At 41.2% G+C, this 17,998-nt stretch carries 15 protein-coding genes and 1 pseudogene; 9 read left to right on the top strand and 7 right to left on the bottom strand.

Annotation, left to right across the window (positions count from 1 at the left end; all coding sequences use genetic code 11):
* Positions 1-117: 117 nt before the first annotated feature.
* The 3 genes and pseudogenes from FTT85_RS16015 (at position 118) to FTT85_RS16025 (ending at position 3,310) form a co-directional block, all read left to right on the top strand.
* Positions 118-1,080, top strand: a complete 963-nt coding sequence (locus tag FTT85_RS16015) for a GGDEF domain-containing protein (protein ID WP_180183962.1) — start codon at positions 118-120, stop codon at positions 1,078-1,080.
* Between the two features lie 129 nt (positions 1,081-1,209).
* Positions 1,210-2,118: a polyprenyl synthetase family protein gene (locus FTT85_RS16020; RefSeq protein WP_180183963.1), complete on the top strand. Its 909-nt coding sequence runs from the start codon at positions 1,210-1,212 to the stop codon at positions 2,116-2,118.
* A 230-nt stretch (positions 2,119-2,348) separates the two neighbouring features.
* A pseudogene (locus FTT85_RS16025) lies at positions 2,349-3,310 on the top strand (IS30 family transposase).
* A gap of 81 nt (positions 3,311-3,391) precedes the next feature.
* Here FTT85_RS16025 and putP read toward each other — a convergent pair.
* The 5 genes from putP to FTT85_RS16050 form a co-directional block, all read right to left on the bottom strand.
* A complete protein-coding gene (putP, locus tag FTT85_RS16030) occupies positions 3,392-4,882 on the bottom strand; it encodes a sodium/proline symporter PutP (protein ID WP_180183964.1) in 1,491 nt (496 codons plus the stop codon).
* A gap of 210 nt (positions 4,883-5,092) precedes the next feature.
* Positions 5,093-5,947 carry an SPFH domain-containing protein gene (locus FTT85_RS16035; protein WP_078189969.1) on the bottom strand — a complete coding sequence of 285 codons (855 nt, stop codon included), beginning with the start codon at positions 5,945-5,947 and terminating at the stop codon, positions 5,093-5,095.
* 16 nt (positions 5,948-5,963) lie between these two features.
* Positions 5,964-6,443, bottom strand: a complete 480-nt coding sequence (locus FTT85_RS16040; protein WP_078189968.1) for an NfeD family protein — start codon at positions 6,441-6,443, stop codon at positions 5,964-5,966.
* 99 nt (positions 6,444-6,542) lie between these two features.
* Entirely contained in the window at positions 6,543-7,466 is a 924-nt protein-coding gene (locus FTT85_RS16045; protein ID WP_180055353.1) for a patatin-like phospholipase family protein, read from the bottom strand.
* Between the two features lie 61 nt (positions 7,467-7,527).
* Positions 7,528-8,163, bottom strand: a complete 636-nt coding sequence (locus FTT85_RS16050) for a 1-acyl-sn-glycerol-3-phosphate acyltransferase (protein ID WP_180183965.1) — start codon at positions 8,161-8,163, stop codon at positions 7,528-7,530.
* Between the two features lie 167 nt (positions 8,164-8,330).
* Here FTT85_RS16050 and FTT85_RS16055 point away from each other — a divergent pair, with 167 nt between their 5' ends.
* The 5 genes from FTT85_RS16055 to FTT85_RS16075 all read left to right on the top strand — a co-directional run bounded on the left by FTT85_RS16055 (position 8,331) and on the right by FTT85_RS16075 (position 14,673).
* A complete protein-coding gene (locus FTT85_RS16055) occupies positions 8,331-9,617 on the top strand; it encodes an MFS transporter (RefSeq protein ID WP_180183966.1) in 1,287 nt (428 codons plus the stop codon).
* Between the two features lie 127 nt (positions 9,618-9,744).
* Positions 9,745-10,851, top strand: a complete 1,107-nt coding sequence (locus FTT85_RS16060; protein WP_180165995.1) for a porin — start codon at positions 9,745-9,747, stop codon at positions 10,849-10,851.
* A gap of 140 nt (positions 10,852-10,991) precedes the next feature.
* Positions 10,992-12,662 (top strand): phosphoethanolamine transferase, encoded by a 1,671-nt coding sequence (locus tag FTT85_RS16065; protein ID WP_180165997.1) that lies wholly within the window; start codon positions 10,992-10,994, stop codon positions 12,660-12,662.
* Between the two features lie 3 nt (positions 12,663-12,665).
* Positions 12,666-13,334, top strand: a complete 669-nt coding sequence (locus FTT85_RS16070; protein WP_078189962.1) for a response regulator transcription factor — start codon at positions 12,666-12,668, stop codon at positions 13,332-13,334.
* Positions 13,335-13,353: 19 nt separating this feature from the next.
* Positions 13,354-14,673: an ATP-binding protein gene (locus FTT85_RS16075; protein ID WP_180165999.1), complete on the top strand. Its 1,320-nt coding sequence runs from the start codon at positions 13,354-13,356 to the stop codon at positions 14,671-14,673.
* A gap of 46 nt (positions 14,674-14,719) precedes the next feature.
* Here the strand turns inward: FTT85_RS16075 and FTT85_RS16080 are convergent, their stop codons facing one another.
* Positions 14,720-15,427 (bottom strand): phosphatase PAP2 family protein, encoded by a 708-nt coding sequence (locus FTT85_RS16080; protein ID WP_180166001.1) that lies wholly within the window; start codon positions 15,425-15,427, stop codon positions 14,720-14,722.
* 172 nt (positions 15,428-15,599) lie between these two features.
* On the opposite strand from FTT85_RS16080, the gene FTT85_RS16085 reads away from it, so the two are divergent.
* A complete protein-coding gene (locus FTT85_RS16085; RefSeq protein ID WP_180166003.1) occupies positions 15,600-16,298 on the top strand; it encodes an HAD family hydrolase in 699 nt (232 codons plus the stop codon).
* Positions 16,299-16,374: 76 nt separating this feature from the next.
* Here the strand turns inward: FTT85_RS16085 and FTT85_RS16090 are convergent, their stop codons facing one another.
* Positions 16,375-17,562, bottom strand: coding sequence for an ammonium transporter (locus FTT85_RS16090; RefSeq protein ID WP_180166005.1), 1,188 nt, complete (start codon positions 17,560-17,562; stop codon positions 16,375-16,377).
* Positions 17,563-17,998: the final 436 nt, after the last annotated feature.

Here is a 17,998-nt window from a genome sequence, read left to right on the forward strand (position 1 = left end):
TCATGTACTTATATTAACAATCAAAACTCAAGGAAAATAGTCCTTAGTTAAATCAAACGACACTTCATGTCGTGTCGCTTATATCTCTGACCTGAAGGACAGAGTTTTACGCTCCATTTGATAAAATCGGATCTACCTACTGAACAATTGGCTGTATTAGAAGCGTTGCCAATGCCGGCTGCGTTATTTTCTGCGACAGCTGAGCTGATATGCGCCAATCAAATATTTAAACATCGATTTCAGTCAGACTTACAAGAGATTGTATTGAATCATGTGTCCGTGATGCAGCAAAAAACCAAAGCCACAAGTTCTGAGTTTGATTTACGCTGTTTAGAGAACGATAGCATTGAACCCTTTATGTATAGTGAAAATGAACGGCATTATTGGTTCACGCTCAAACCTAAGTTTCAACAAAGTGGCGATTTGGAACATGTGCTGTTGTGCTGTGCGGACATAACGAATTTAAAGCAATTCGAATTATCGCTGTTGAAACATAACCAACAACTCGAACAACAAGTTTATTTTGATTATCTGACAGGGATAAAAAATCGACGAGGTTTTGATTTAGACCTTTCTCAGTGGCAAAAAAGCTTCGCGGTTGAACAAGCTGATGAAATTTGTTTGATGATGCTCGACTTAGATAATTTTAAGCAAATCAATGATATCTACGGTCATGCGTTTGGCGATGAAGTTTTAAGAAAAAGTGCGCAGCTTTTAAGGATGCAAATTAGTCAACACGCAGATGCACAAATATATCGCATGGGTGGGGAAGAGTTTGCAATGATTTTGCCACGCACGGCTATATCGACTGCATGTTCGATTGCACAACAATGTTGTGAGCAAATCTATGCTTCTTCGATGAATTATGCAGATAAGGCTTTACAACTGAGTATCTCATGCGGAGTGGCCTTGTGGGATGGTACAGAGTCATTTTTTGAAACATTGACACGTGCCGATCAGGCTTTATATCAAGCCAAGAAAGGCTCGAAAAATTGTACCTGTTTTAATGATGGACAAAATGTGGCGCTATTTGAGGAAACGACATTTAAAAAACCATCAGACTGTGGGAAAAACACATAGATTTAGGCCGTAACATAGAGAAAGATCTGAGAAAGCAGTATGATGCAACAGGTCAAAATGACAGAAAACATTAGCAGTCGATTTGCTAATGAACGAAGCAGTTAAATATTTAAAGTATTTGAGGTGAATGTGTCTTCTTTAACAGACGTTTCCACACATGCCCTGACAGAAGCGCAGCAGCGTATTCAGCAGGATTTACTGACAGCGCTTGATGCATTTTCAATTCCAGAACCCTTAAAAGGGGCGGTGTATCATGCTGTGATGTTGGGTGGAAAACGCGTTCGACCGGCACTTTGTTATGCAACAGCAGCGTTAAAACCCAATACCAATTTTGCAGCCGTACGCCGTGCTGCTGTGGCGATTGAATTTATTCATTGCTATTCATTGGTACACGATGATTTGCCGTGTATGGACAATGATTTACTCCGTCGTGGTCAACCAACCTGTCATGTGGCTTTTGGTGAAGATACGGCTTTACTTGCTGGCGATATTTTACAATCGATGGCTTTTGAAGTTTTAGGCAGCCGTCTCTTTGATCAAGGCCTAGCCGTTAAAGCGCCGATCATCTTGAAGCAAATGCAAATTTTAGCGACTGCAACTTCAAAAATGGTCAATGGACAAGTCCTAGACTTACAAGCAGAAGGCAAGCATGTCAGTCAGGATGAATTAGAAAACATTCATCGAAATAAAACTGGTGCTTTAATTTCGGCCGCAATCATGATGGCGGCAGTGACGGTATTTAATGGTACAGACCAAGCTATTCCTAAACTCCGCGAATTTGGTCTAGCGATTGGTTTAGCCTTTCAGGTGCAAGATGATATTTTAGATATTATTGCTGACACTGAAGCATTGGGTAAAACAGCAGGTAAAGATCAACAAGTGGATAAATCGACATATCCTGCGTTAATGGGGCTCGAGCAAGCGCAAGCTTATGCAGAAGAATTACATGCTCAAGCGCTTCAAGCTTTGGATTATTTTGCAGAAGATGCGGCAGAATTACACAAGATCACGCAGTTTTTATTAAAACGTCAAAGTTAATATGACGCAGTAAAAGACCTCAGCCCACACATGTAATATATTGTGGGCTTTTTTATATTTTGTATATTTGGAACAGAAGTCAATAAACCATCTACGGAATAGCTAAATGGATGACATGATAAAAAACGCAGATTCAAATCCCAAATGCGACACATTTGTAGTTAGTTGAAAAAGTTAGGTGTATTTATAGAATCATTAGACTTTTTCAACTCGCAATTGGAAAGCACACAATGAAGAAATACACCCAACTTTCTCAAGATGAAAGATACGAAATTTATGCTACTTTGAAAAGTAAAAGTTCAATCACTACCCTTGCTCGGGAGCTAGGGCGTTCACGATCAACCATCTACCATGAATTAAAAAGAAATACTGGGCAACGTGGATATAGGGCTCAACAGGCAGCTAAATTTGCAAGACAAAGACGGTACCGTCCTTCATCATCAATGACAGCATTTGCCTTCGCGTATATTGATTATTTGATTGGCTTGGACGGGTCACCAGAACAAATTTCAGGTGCTTTAACACAACGCAGTTGGCTGGATGTACCTTCACATGAATGGATTTACCAGTACATTTATCAAGATAAATCAAAAGGCGGTAAACTCCATCTACACTTAAGGCATCAGAAGAAATATCGAAAACGAGGTTACAAAAACACGGATCGCAGGGGCAAATCATTGATAAAACAAGTATTAATTGCCGAGATGATGTCATTGATCAACGACAACGTTTAGGAGATTTCGAAGGTGACACGGTGATTGGTAAACATCATAAAGGTGCTTTATTAACTCTCGTGGATCGAAAGAGCCTGTACGTACATATTGTTCATTTAGGGCCAACGAGAGCATCCTCTCAAACGATTAGTTGTGCATTAGATCGTTTACGAATGAGCCATGCTTATAGCGTGACATTTGATAATGGCAAAGAATTTTCCGAACACAAAAGAATTACTAATGCCGGCATAGAGGCGTATTTCGCTGACCCTTACAAGTCTATTCAGCGAGCTAGAAATGAAAATACGAATGGTTTAATCCGTCAATATCTGCCAAAATCATCATCGTTTGATGACGTGTCAAACGAACAAATAGAGCAGATAGAATTTTCACTCAACCATCGTCCTAGAAAAACACTAGGTTGGTATACACCGAGTGAAGTTATGGCTGGTTTTTATACTGTTGCACTTGCTGCTTGAATCCGCCAAACAAAAAAGGACGCCTAGCGTCCTTTTTTGTAGATATTAAAACTTAGAAATTAAATTTAAGTGCTATTGGTCTTAAATACTTTCTTTATAGATACGATCTGCTTCTTCAAATTTTTCAGTGACTTCAGCAGATGGCGCTTTACCCATTAAGCTCACAATGATGATTGCAATGAGTGAGCAGATGAAGCCCGGTATAATTTCATAAACGCCTGTATCGCCCCAGAGGTTTTTCCATAGAATAACCATAACCGCACCGACCACCATACCTGCTAAAGCACCATTGAGTGTCATGCGTTTCCAAAACAATGACATGATAATCAGTGGGCCAAATGCAGCACCAAAGCCTGCCCATGCATATGCTACGAGACCAAGGACTTTAGAGTCAGGATTACCCGCCATATAGATCGCTAGCAACGCAATCATTAACACCATGATACGGCCGACCCAAACCAATTCTTTTTGTGAAGCATTTTTACGTAAGAATGATTTATAAAAGTCTTCAGTTAAGGTACTTGAACAGACTAAAAGCTGACAGCTTAAGGTACTCATGATCGCAGCTAAAATCGCAGCTAATACGATACCTGCAACCCATGGGTTAAATAGAATTTTAGTCAATTCCATAAAGACCGTTTCAGGGTTTGCTGTAACGACACCTGCCAGTTCTGGATGCTGTTGGAAATAAGCAATACCGAAGAAGCCTGCTGCAACTGCGCCACCGAGGCAGAGCGTCATCCATGTCATACCAATACGGCGTGCATTGGGAATCGATTTAACTGAATCTGCTGCCATGAAGCGCACTAAAATATGCGGTTGACCAAAATAGCCTAAGCCCCATGCCAATAAAGACATGATTGCGACAAAACTTAAGTTAGCAAATACATCCATGGCTTGAGGGCGTGCCGCTTCCAGTGCCAGAGTGAACTGGCTTAAATCAGAAAACGACAACATGACCACGATAGGTGTCAGCAGCAAGGCAAAAATCATAAAGCCCGCTTGAATGGTATCGGTCCAACTGACAGCAAGGAAGCCACCAATAAACACATAGCTCACCGTTGCAATTGCACTGATCCAAAGCGCAGTGCTATACGACATACCAAACATACTTTCAAATAATCGAGCGCCTGCAACCATGCCTGAAGCACAGTAAATTGCGAAGAAAATCAAAATAATCACAGCAGACACGATACGTAAGATTTTCTTTTGATCGTTAAAACGATTTGAGAAATAGTCAGGTAGGGTCAAGGCATTATTTTGAACTTCGGTATGTACACGGAGACGACCTGCCACAAGTAGCCAGTTGAGCCAAGCACCGATGATCAGACCAATTGCAATCCACATTTCAGATAAACCTGAAAGATAAATCGCCCCCGGAAGACCCATGAGCAACCAACCACTCATATCTGATGCACCTGCTGAAAGGGCAGTGACAAAGCTCCCTAATCGGCGGCCACCTAAAATGTAGTCAGAAAAGTTACTGGTCGCACGGTATGCAAGTAAACCGATCACGACCATGGCGACAATATAAAAGAGAAAGGTAATTAGGGTGGGATTCAGGGAGCTCATACGGTATCCGCTTTGGCGTTGGACAATTGCGTTTAATTAGGGACTCAATGGGATTTGCCTAAGCCAAGTAGGTGAAATCGAACAATAAGTCCTAAAACGTCAAAAAAATAACGTGAAATTTAAACATAAATTGACAAACTTTGCCTTCTTTTTTGTTTTGAGCATAAAAATGGGCCGTATGTCACGACCCATTTTTATTAATGTGAAGATTTAGTTATTACGTCCCATCACACCACGAATCGTATTCAGTACATCCGCAGGTAATACCACAGTTTTGGCATTATTAGATTTAGCCATATCTTGCATGGCTTTGACGTATTGTTCACCCAGTAAGTACGCAACTGGAATTTCTTTATCGCCGACGGCTGAACTCACCATTTCAATTGCACGCTGTGACGATTCTGCCAGTACCACTTGAGCTTCTGCATCACGACGAGAGGCTTCTAAACGACCATCTGCTTCTAAAATAGCCGCTTGTTTTTCACCGTCTGCCTTGGTCACTGTCGCACGACGTTGACGTTCCGCAGCCGCTTGCTCTTCCATTGCCGCTTGCATGGTATGAGAAGGTTTAATATCTTGAATTTCTACAGTTTTAAGCGTAATACCCCAGTCAGAGATATCATCAGAAATTGCGGCTTTAAGTTTAGCCTTAATATGATCACGCGATGAAAGTGCATCATCGAGGTCCATTTCACCGACAATTGAACGTAAAGAGGTTTGAACTAAGTTTTGAATCGCCCATGTGTAGTTTTCAATACCATAAACTGCTTTTTCAGGTGTGGTTAAATTGATATAAGCCACAGCATTCATCAGCAGTACCGCGTTGTCACGAGTGATCACTTCCTGAGAAGGAATATCTAAGACGATATCTTTGGTTGTGACTTTATAAGCCACTTCATCGACATACGGAATCACAAAGTTCAGTCCCGGATTGAGCGTTGTATGGTATTTACCTAAACGCTGAACAATCCATTTATAACCTTGGGGAACAATACGGACACCTTTAAAAATGGTGACGGCTACAAAAACTAAGAGCGCTAAAAAAACAATAGAAACACCAGACATGTCATTTCTCACTTATTTATGGATTGTCAGTGGGGTGGTTGCTGCTGTGCAGTTGGACGACTAAATCATTGCCTAAAATATCAGTCACGCGAACACGGTCACCGACTTGAAGTGCATCTTGGGTACGGCAATGCCATTCGTCTGAACCTAAAACAGGCATCGGGAAGCGAACTTTAACGCTGCCATGATTTAGCTGGGTTTGAATCACCATACCCACTTGGCCAATCGTCGCTTCACGCGACAGACCTGCTTTGGTTTTATCAATGGATAAAGGCTTAATAAATTTGAACCACAAAAATGTGCAGAGCACGGCAAAAATAATCCAAACCACAATTTGGACATTAAAGTCCATGGATGGAAAGATCCAATATAAGATCCCAACCAAAATTGCGGAAACGCCAAACCATAGCGCAGCAAAAGACGGCAAAATTAGTTCAAAAAGCATCAAAGCGACGCCCAATACAAACCAGTGCCAAGGTTCTAAAATAAATTCCATACATCTACTCTTATATAAGGGTGAATTGATATAGATGAACCAGTATCTATATCAATGTAGCAGATGTATAACTCAATGAATATAAAAAAAATCGTTGAATTATATTTTCGCTTTTGGTGCTGGTTTAAAGGCCGCAGGGGACTGTTTAAAGTTATCGATCGCCTTAATAATGCTATTCACTTTGAGCTGTGCGGCTTTTTCACCTTCTAAAATCGTCGCATTGCTCGACTTCAAATCGAGTGTGCCGATATGTCCCACTTTAGGTTGAATCACGAAATTAGCATTTTTCAGTTCTTCATTAATACTTTGTTGTCCCATGATGTTAATGGTTTGATCGAGTAAACCAAACATGCTTACGGCTTTGCTACCGTCAGGACGCGCAGAAATATCAACAGCAATCACGATATCTGCACCCATATCACGTGCCGTTTTCACTGGAATCGGGCTGACTAAACCCCCATCGACATATTTAACTCCTGCAATGGTTGCAGGTACAAATACATTCGGAATGCTGCACGATGCACGCACTGCTTGGCCAGCATTGCCGCGGTTAAATTCAGTTTTGCTGCCATTATCTAAACGGGTGGCTACAGCAGCAAAGCGTTTTGGAAACTGTTCAATTGGTTTATTGCCGACGTTTTTATTGACAAAGTCTTGCAGTTTTTGCCCTTGAATAATGCCTTGGCTATTTAAGGTTAAATCACGAATATCAGACTCTTTAAAGTTCAGGGCCAATTGCTGCATTTGATAAGGCGTTTTTCCACTAGCATACAAGCTGCCGACAAAACTACCCGCACTAGTCCCAGTCACAATTTTAGGTTTAATACCGTGCGATTCGAGCACTTTAAGCACACCAATATGTGCAAAACCTTTGGCACCACCGCCACCGAGCGCAATCGCGATCACCGGTTCACGTGCTTTGGCTGGTGTAGGTGTCGTGGTCGCAGGCGTTTTGGTTGCAGAGTCACAGCCAGTGAGTGCCAATACAAAGAGGCTAGGAATCAGGTAATGCAAAAGTTTCATGGGTGAAATCTGATGTTTAAATATACAAAGTGCACATCACATCAAAAAAATAGCCATTTGACTAGGGCTTTTTCAAGTGCTTTTGTAACGGCAATGCCAACCATTCGGGATTTTTCGGGGAAAATTTGCCATCATAAATCTTCAAAATTTTTTTGAGATCAGTTTCAAAATCTCCACTGGGTTCAAAAACACCTAAGCAATGAATGGTTTTCTTTGCATAATCAAAGCTAAACATCACAATAGGTATCTGTGCTTCATAAGCAATATAGTAAAAGCCACTCCTGATTTTATCGGCTTTTTTTCGTGTTCCCTCTGGTGCCATTCCAATCCAAATTTGATCTGTCGCTTGTATAGTCTCAGCAATTGCACGCGTCAATCCATGTGGATTTTCACGCTGAATAGGTATCACGCCGACCCAATCCAAAAGTGGTTTTAAGGGAGTATCAAAAAGGGTGTTTTTACCAAAAATGGTTATTTTTATCCCGATCCCAAGCAAGGCAAGAAAACCATGCCATGCATCTATATTAGAAGTATGCGGAGAAATGATTGCCACAGCTTTGGCAAGGTTGGGAAATTCGCCGTCAAATTTCCATCCTTGTGCCAAAAAAAGTTTTTTAAAAATAGCGCGGCTCAGGGGGAAGCCGCGTGATGGAACTTGATCGGGCAAAACTGGAAATAATTGAGTCTTTTGATTCATTGCATATTCTTATATAAGTGAAATCCATTTTTGATGTGATGCACATTTAAAAGTACGGCATCAGCATTGACCTTATCTTAGGTCGATGATTTTTTAGATCATTGGCAAAATAGCCGTATTTTGACTACTCTAAATGTAACTTCAGCGCATTCAACATTTAGGAACTTATGATCCAGCTTCGTCAGCTCTATCTTTTACTGTTTTCCTTATATTGGGCGCAAGGGTTACCTGTCGGTTTTATGACGCATGCTTTACCAGTGATTTTAAGAGCGCAAGGTGTGTCTTTGGCGCATATTGGTGGCTTTGGATTACTCATGCTGCCATGGTCGATCAAAGTTTTTTGGGCTCCGTGGATTGATCGGCATGGTTCAAGGTCCAAAGGGCACTATCGGAGTTGGATTATTCCAATGCAGTTGCTGTCCGTGGTGGTCTTAGTCTTCCTGTCCTTTTTGCCGATCCAAAGCTTGAATGAACCAATGTATTTGCTGCTGTTTTTTGTGGCTTTACTCAGTATGAATTTGGTCGGTGCAACTCAAGATGTCGCAACCGATGGATTGGCTGTCAATATTTTAAAAACTGACCAACAGCACTGGGGCAATACCTTTCAGGTGATTGGTTCCAGACTCGGCTTTATCGTGGGTGGTGGCGCTGTACTTTGGGCTTTAGATTGGTTGGATTGGCAAGCCACCTTTCTGTTTTTAGCGGTATTGGTGTTCATCAATACGATTCCTATATTTCTCTATCGAGAACCTTTAAAGCCGCCACTCAACATAATTTCCTCTCAAGAGAATGATAACAACCATAAGCATACTTCAGGCTTGTTCTATGCCATTCGCCAGTATCTGACTTATTTTACCCAAACCAAAACCCTCACACTGTGGCTGATGATCTTATTGAGTTTTAAGCTTGCAGATGGTCTGGCAGGACCCTTACTTAAGCCGCTGATGGTGGATTTAGGATTAAGTTTTAGTCAAATTGGTCTGTATGTCACCATGCTGGGTGCTGTGGCTGCTTTAATTGGGGCGGGGTTTGCTGGTCTAAGCTTGAAGTATATTTCTCGGGCGCAAGCCTTGGTTTTCTATTCGGTATTGAAAATATTCAGTTTATTGGCCTATGCATGGCTGGCTTTACAGTTCGAGGCAAAACGGCCCGTCCATGAATGGCTGATCTATGGGATCAATGCTGCCGAAGACATGATTTCAGCCATGCTGCTTGTGATCATGCTGACTTTGGTGATGCAATATAGTCGTAAAGCATTTGCAGCAACGGACTTTACATTTCAGGTTGCCATTATGGCTACGGTGAGTGGGGGGCTGTATAGCATCAGTGGCATAGTGGCCGATCAGTTGGGTTATAGCACTTATTTATTTTGGATCACAGGTTTGGCTGCATTGAGCTTAGTCCCGATTCTATTTTGGGGGAAAGCATCAAAAAATGACCAAAATCACTTCTAAATCATGATTTTGGTTGTTTTTTATCAGCTAAAGCACTAAAAGAGCAATGCAAATATTATTTTAATAATTTTGTAATATGTTTCGCGTGTGTAATATCTGTTACAAAATAATTTAAGGAAAATTTTTGATGAAAACTAAGTTAGCAGCGGCTATCGCATTGAGCCTTTTGGCTGGGTCAACCTTTGCAGCACCAACCTTCTACGGTGAAATTGATGCGTCTGTTGATTATTTACCTGAAGATAATAAAACGGGTGTTTCAGATAAAGATGTCGTTGAAATCAGTTCAAACAGTTCTTTCTTGGGTTTAAAGGGCGATGAAAAACTGACTGACCGTTTAAGCGCAGTTTATGCAATTGAATGGGCATTTAACTCAGACGGCGAAGGCGATGACTGGTCTAAGCGTAACCGCTTCGTTGGTTTGAAAGATGCGAAACTTGGTACATTGAAAGTAGGTGCACACGATACACCATTAAAACAATTGTCTAGTCCGGTTGATACATTCAACAACTACGTGGGTAACCGTGCTGATGTTACAGGCATCATGACGGGTGAAAACCGTGTAGATAACGTTGTTGTCTATGAATCACCAGCATTTAAAATTGCTGAAGGTGCAATTAAAGTTAATGCATTGCTTGCAACAGGTGAATCTTCAGGAATTAAGAGCGACAAAGGTGTAGTAAAAACTGCAGGTCGTGGTCTTGGCGATGCTTGGTCGGCGTCTGTTGTCTATGACAGCCCTGTTGTTGTTGCAGGTTTAGCCTATGACAAAGCCATTCCATCGAACTTTAGTGGTGTAGGGATCTTAAATGCTGAAAGTCCTGAAGTTGCAGTTACAAAAGCATTTGCTGCTGCAAATACCGTTCGTGCGATTGGTCGTGTAAATCTTGAGGGTGGTTTGGCACTCAAAGCACTGTATCAAACATCAGAGGTTGAGGCTGCTAAAGGTAATGATGTTGCAGCAGCAAATATTGATGATGCTCAAGGTTGGTTAGTCGGTGCAGAATACAATCTACCTTCTGCAAAAGCTTGGACAGTAAAAGCACAATATAGTCAAAATACTACGACCTATAAAGTGGGTGAGGATTACGAAGCTCAGCAATTCATTGCAGGTGCGGATTATGCATTTAGCAAACAAGTGAAAGCTTATGGTTATGCAGGTTACTTAGCACTTGAAAAAGGTTCGAATGAAAGTGAACAACCTGTTCTAGGTACAGGTCTAGAATTTAAATTCTAAAACTTTGATTTAAGTTGTTCAAAAGGCGATGTTTTACATCGCCTTTTTTGATTTTTCTTGCTTGGTTTTGATCAGTTTTAAGTGATTTTTAAGTTTGAATTTTTAGATTAGGGCATCAAAGATCAATAATTGATGCCAATATGCTTCAGGTCATAGCTAAAATACAGCAAAAAATTCCAAGACTTAGTTTAAGTCAATTTAACCTCGTGCTTGCCTTATGGCTTGGGGTGGTTTTGAACCTCGCGTTTTATCAGCAAATCCAGCAGCTCACACCTTATACGGGATTGAAGGCCGGACTATTTTTAGCGGCAACCGTACTGGTGGTGGTGGCACTTTATAATGTGCTGATGCAACTCCTGCAATGGCGATGGAATTCAAAACTTTTGGCGAGTGTTTTGCTGATCATTGGTGGCTTGAGTGCCTATTTCGTCAATAGTTTAGGTGTGACCATTACATCTGACCAAGTACAGAACATGATGCAAACAGATGTAAAGGAAGTACAGGATTTAATCTCGCCACAATTTTTTATCTGGGTCTTTGGACTGGTTATTTTGCCAGTGCTATTGATCTGGCTTTTGCCACTGCATAAAGAAGCCTTTAGCACAGTTGTTGCCAAAAAAGGTTTACATATAGTGCTGTCGCTCATTCTCATGAGTGCTTTACTGTTTGTTTATTTTGTCGATTATGCTGCGATCTTTCGTGAGCATCGTGACTTAAAAGGCAAGCTCTCACCACAAAACAGTATCGCTTCGACATTTTCCTATTATCACAAAAAAGCACCGAAACAGAATTTGCCATTGCGGATCTATGGTGAAGATGCACATATGGTTGAAAACGTAAGCGCCAAAAGCTTACCAAAATTGATGGTCTTGGTGGTCGGTGAAACTGCGCGCGCGGAAAGTTTTTCACTGAATGGTTATGCTAAAAATACCAATCCTGAACTCAGTCAGCAAAATATTATCAATTTTAGCCAAGTCAGCTCATGTGGCACCGCAACCGCTGTGTCTGTTCCTTGTATGTTCTCGGGTATGCCGAGAACCGAATATGACGAACAGCTTGCAAGTCATCGCGAAGGTTTACTCGATATTGCACAGCGTGCAGGCTATAAGGTGACGTGGCTAGATAATAATTCAGGCTGTAAGGGCACATGCACACGTGTTGAAAAATATGAATTTCCTGAAGCGCTGAAGAAAAAGTGGTGTGATGCCGATGGCGAATGTCATGATGAAATCTTAGTGGATGGTTTGAAGGCATATTTGGCTTCGATCCCCAAAGCAGATCAGACACCTCGTTTAATTGTATTACACCAAATGGGCAGTCATGGCCCTGCTTATTTCAAACGAAGTACCGCAGCGTTTCAAAAATTTAAGCCAACCTGTAATAGCAATGCCATACAGGGATGTAGCTCGACAGAATTAATAAATAGTTATGACAACAGTATTATCTATACCGACCATGTGCTGAGTGAATTGATTAACACCTTAAAAGTGACTAACAACTATCAAACAGGACTGTGGTATTTGTCCGATCATGGTGAGTCGACAGGTGAGCATGGTTTGTATTTACACGGTTCTCCATACGCAATTGCACCGTCACAGCAAACCCATGTGCCGATGTTGATGTGGTTTTCACCGGCTTGGCAAAAAAATAATTCAGCGCAATATACTTGTTTAATGGCACAAAAAAGCCAAAAATTAAGTCAGGATAATCTATTTCCATCGCTATTGAGTTTGCTCGATGTGCAGACTCAAGTGATTGATGAAAAAAACAATATGTTGCAACAATGTACTTCAGTACAGCGTAGGACTTAAGCCATGCACAAAATACTTATTATTGAAGATGATTTCATGATTGCCGAATCGACCAAAACTTTGTTGAACTATCAACAGTTTGAAGTCGAGTGGGTGAATAATGGCATCGATGGCTTAAAGCTCATAATGCAAGGGGGAATTGATATCGTCTTGCTGGATCTAGGTTTGCCGATGATGGATGGTATGCAAGTCCTGAAACAAATTCGTCAAATGCAGCCTAAATTGCCAGTGTTAATCATCTCGGCACGTGATCAATTACAAAATCGTGTAGATGGTTTAAACCATGGGGCAGATGACTATCTGATCAAGCCTTATGAGTTTGATGAATTACTTGCACGGATTCATGCGCTTCTTCGACGCACAGGGCTGAGTTCAGTCGAAGCACCGCAGAAAATTTTAAAACATGGTGAATTGATTTTAGATATCGAACAGCATCTTGCACGCTATAAGGGGCAATATGTCGATTTATCTAACCGTGAATGGGCCATATTGATTCCACTAGTGACACATCCGAATAAGATTTTTTCGAAAGCCAATTTAGAAGATAAGCTTTATGATTTTGATAGTGATATCAGCAGTAATACCATAGAAGTGTATGTGCATCATCTCAGAACAAAATTAGACAAAGATTTTATTCGCACCATTCGTGGTTTAGGTTATCGACTCGGTTAAGGCAAAGGAATTATCAACCATGCAGCAGCCTTATTCTCTGAAAAAGAGACTAATTATTTATGTGTCTGTTTTCAGTATGCTTTTGGGCTGTCTTTTGGTGTTTTCAGCTTATCGAATTGCACTTGAAGAAATTAATGAAATTTTAGATGCGCAAATGCAAAATTTGGCGGAACGTGTTGCAGAGCATGATCCGCAGCCTATTCGTAGCGAATTTGATCAACATAAGCGTTATCACGAAGAAGATTTATTTGTCGATGTATGGACTTATCAATCCAATGCGCATCAAACCCATCAATTAAAATTATTGGTCGCGCCTCAGCCCAAAGCCGGTTTTTATACCCACAGAACCCAACAGGATGAGTGGCATACCTATATTTTGCCACTCGCAGATCGGCAAATTCAGGTCAGTCAGCAAGAATCGGTTCGACAGCATCTTGCTGCTGAATTGGCTAGTAGTATGTTTATTCCCTATTTGGTTTTTATACCTTTTGCATTAATCGCTTTGGGATGGTTGATTCAACGCAGCTTAAACCCACTGGAAAAATTTAAAAAAGAACTGGCAAAAAGGGATGCCTTTGAACTTTCTCCAATCTCTCAAATGCCGTATCCAGAGGAAATTGCACCAACCATTATTGAAATGAACCAGTTGTTTGAACGAATTTCATTGTCGCAGCAGGAACAGCGCCAGTTTATTGCTGACGCAGCGCATGAGTTACGGACCCCGATTACCGCACTGAATTTGCAAATGCAGATTTTGCTACAAAAATTTCCACAAGATGACGCTCTACAAAATTTGAGTAAAGGTTTAATTCGTATTCAGCATTTGGTCAGTCAATTATTGAGTTTGGCAAAACAAGATGCCTCGGTCTTTGAACTTGAGCGCAAACAACATTTTGATCTTAAGCAAGTCGCAACCAATTGCGTGGAGCAACTGGTGCATTTGGCGATGCAAAAAGATATTGACCTTGGCATGGAGCGACAACAGCGCATTGCCTTATATAGTCTTGAGCCAACCGTACATTCAATCATTTTTAATTTGATTGATAACGCCATCAAATATACCCCTGCACAGGGCATGATTAATGTCTCCGTCTTTGAACATGCGGGGCAGGCGGTTGTACAGGTTGAAGATAGCGGGCCTGGTATCGACCCTGCTTTATATGAGCAAATTCGTAAACGCTTTTATCGAATTTATAATCATGAAGAAACTGGAAGTGGTTTAGGGCTAGCGATCGTGGATAAAGCCGCAAAACATATCGGTGCGGAATTGGAATTTTCTAAAAGTGAAACACTAGGTGGTCTGAAAGTGAGTTTACAGATCCCATTCAGTGAATCATGAGTGACTCAATCATTTTCGGATCAAGCTCAATTTAGATACTTAAAGATTAGATCCATGTAAATGCTTTGCTGTTTTGCTGCGTAGTTGATGTAGTGAGATGGCGAGAAAACAACACATACATGACACAATTAAATGCCCAAATGATCCATGCGGTCCAAAGGTTATGACTGAGAAAATGCGCACCCCGCATCATTTGCGCCCAGCCAAAAGCAAAGCCTAAAATCAGCCCTGCAGATAAAAAGAAGTACGCACGGGCAGGTCGATGTATTCGATAAACAAAATATCCTGTGATTAGGGCAAAACCAGTCGCAGCATGGCCACCGGGAAAACAGTGTCCTTGGCGTGCTGAAAAATCCCAAGAAAAGCCGTGGGCTGTAGCGACAGTCATATTCCAAGGGCAAGCATGTGCAGATTGTGATTTGAGCAACCCAATGATTGCCGTGCTGAGTAGAGCCACCACGATAAAATAGCCAAATTCAAACTTGCGAGCTTTCAGATATGGATATTTAAAACTGCATATCCATGCTGCGATATAGAGAACATACACACCTATGACGATATTCTTGATATAGCGATGGTTCAACACAGCAAGTGCCCAATCATTACGATGAGGAAAACCACCATGTAGGTCGACCCAAGGCTGAATAAAAGCTTGGTCGAGCGAACCACCGACGGGGAAAACATAAAGGAGGCCAACCAAACTGAGTGTGAGCAGCAGGGCTTTTCGTAATAAAAAGGAGCGGTTCGAGAGCATAAGTCGTGTGATGTGCTGAAATTATTTTGTTTGAATGCTGCTATTTGAAACCACAAAACTTAAATCAGACTTAATCGGCTATTTGAACTGTATTGATATCGATAGTGAAGAAGGTGCATAAAGCAAAACGGGCATTGTGTTAAAGTTTTTGAAAACTCAGTAATAAAGATTTATGAGCATACGTGCAGTCCTTTTTGATTTAGATAATACTTTGACTCATCGAGATCACAGCGTTCAGGCCTATACGCAGTATTTAGCCGTGTCTTATCAGTCGACGCTGGTGGAGGTAGACCTTGTACAGATTAAACGTATTATTAATCGTATAGATAATGGGGGATATCCGAAAAAAGAACTCCTTACTCATCCGAGTATTGGGGCATCTGTCGCTTATGCTCTACAAACGGAGCTGGATTGGATACATCAACCCGATTTTGATGAGCTCACACAATTTTGGTTTCAGCACTTTGGTCAGTTCGCCGTGGCGATGCCGGGAGCATTGACCTTGCTGCAGCAACTAAAACAGCAGCAGTATAAACTGGCGGTGGTGTCGAATGGTGGACATGCCACACGCCTGAATATTTTGAATGGACTAGGTTTTGCATCGTATTTTGATCAGATCATCAGCTCGGAAAGTGCAGGGATCAGTAAGCCCAAAGTTGAAATATTTCAGCACAGTTGTCGTGAGTTGGGCGTGACAGAAACCGAGTGTTTATTTATTGGTGATCATCCTGTCAATGATATTTATGGTGCGAGCCAAGCAGGGATGTCTGCCGTTTTGCTTGAAGGCTTTCATACTTTAAGTGCTGAACAACAGCACAGCATTCCGAATAAAATTCAGCATTTGGATCAGGTCTTAGATTTTCTAAAATAAGGTGATTTAAACTCAAGCTTTAAGCGAAGTTCAGGGTAAAAAAAAGCGACATAAATGCCGCTTTAGATTGTGTTGTTTAGAACATGTTTTCTTCAGAGTTTGCCGAAATACGGTGAATACTTAAGTCTGCACCACGGAATTCTTCTTCTTGATCTAGGCGGATACCCATTACAGCTTTTAATGTACCGTAAACGATAAATCCACCAATTAGTGCGATCGCAATGGCTAAGAATGTACCAATAATTTGCGACATCATTGAAATACCACCTAAGCCACCTAACCATTTTTGCCCAAATAAGCCTACAGCTAGGCCACCAAAAGCTCCACAGACACCATGTAGTGGCCAAACGCCAAGTACATCATCGACTTTGAGTTTGTTTTGAGTGTATGTAAATAGTTTGACAAAGATCAGACCTGCGATAGCGCCGATAATCAACGCACCGACAGGATGAACCACGTCAGAACCTGCACAAATAGCGACTAAACCTGCTAATGGGCCGTTGTGAAGGAAGCCCGGGTCATTTTTACCCATGAAGTTTGCCGCCAATGTGCCACCGACCATCGCCATGAGAGAGTTAATCGCAACCAGTCCTGAAATGGCATCCAAACGTTGAGCACTCATTACGTTGAAGCCAAACCAACCGACAATGAGAATCCAAGAACCGAGTGCCAAAAAAGGAATACTTGAAGGTGGATGCGCACTGATACGGCCATCTTTTTTGTAACGACCATGACGCGCACCGAGTAAAAGTACTGCAGCTAAAGCGATCCAACCGCCCATGGCATGTACCACGACCGAACCTGCAAAGTCATGAAAGGCTGCGCCAAATGTACGTTCTAACCAAGCTTGTAATCCAAAATTACCATTCCATGCCATGCCTTCAAAGAATGGATAGACCAAAGCGACCAATAATAATGTGGCAATCGCTTGAGTCCGCATTTTTGCACGTTCAGCAATACCACCTGAAATAATCGCTGGAATGGCTGCGGCAAAAGTCAGCAGGAAGAAACAACGCATTAAGTTGTAGCCATGATCGGCGGCTAAAGTGTCCCCAATATGGAAAAAATGCTGACCATAAGAGATGTAATAACCCACAAAAAAGTATGCAATTGCGGAAATAGAAAAGTCAGTCAAAATTTTACTCAGCGCATTGACCTGATTTTTATGTCGTACTGTACCTAATTCTAAAAATGCAAAGCCTGCATGCATGGCAAGAACCAAGACTGCACCAAGAAGGAGAAAGAGGAGATCTATATTTTGCATAAGGTGTTCCAGTTTAGTGCGCTAGTTCACGAAAAGAACTTCAGTATATCGAGCGAAAAAAAATGGAAAAGAGATTGGCGCTAGGGAAATTTTGATTAAAAAAACTTAAAAATACATAAGACTCGATATAAAGCAAAGACTTGCATGGGTGTGATAACAATGCATTAAAACAGTGCAAATGTGATTTTCAATGAGAAAATTAAATGAATGATTATTAAGTGAAAAACTATGTTTTTTGAATCTGTTTAAAAAATGAAAAACAAATAGCGCCATTTCTGAGTTAATTCAGGGCAATTCATTATTTTGTATTTTTATCAAATGGAGCGTAAAACTCTGTCCTTCAGGTCAGAGATATAAGCGACACGACATGAAGTGTCGTTTGATTTAACTAAGGACTATTTTCCTTGAGTTTTGATTGTTAATATAAGTACATGAA

Origin of the sequence: Acinetobacter sp. YH01020 (assembly GCF_013420275.1) — a bacterium.
Lineage (GTDB): Bacteria > Pseudomonadota > Gammaproteobacteria > Pseudomonadales > Moraxellaceae > Acinetobacter > Acinetobacter amyesii.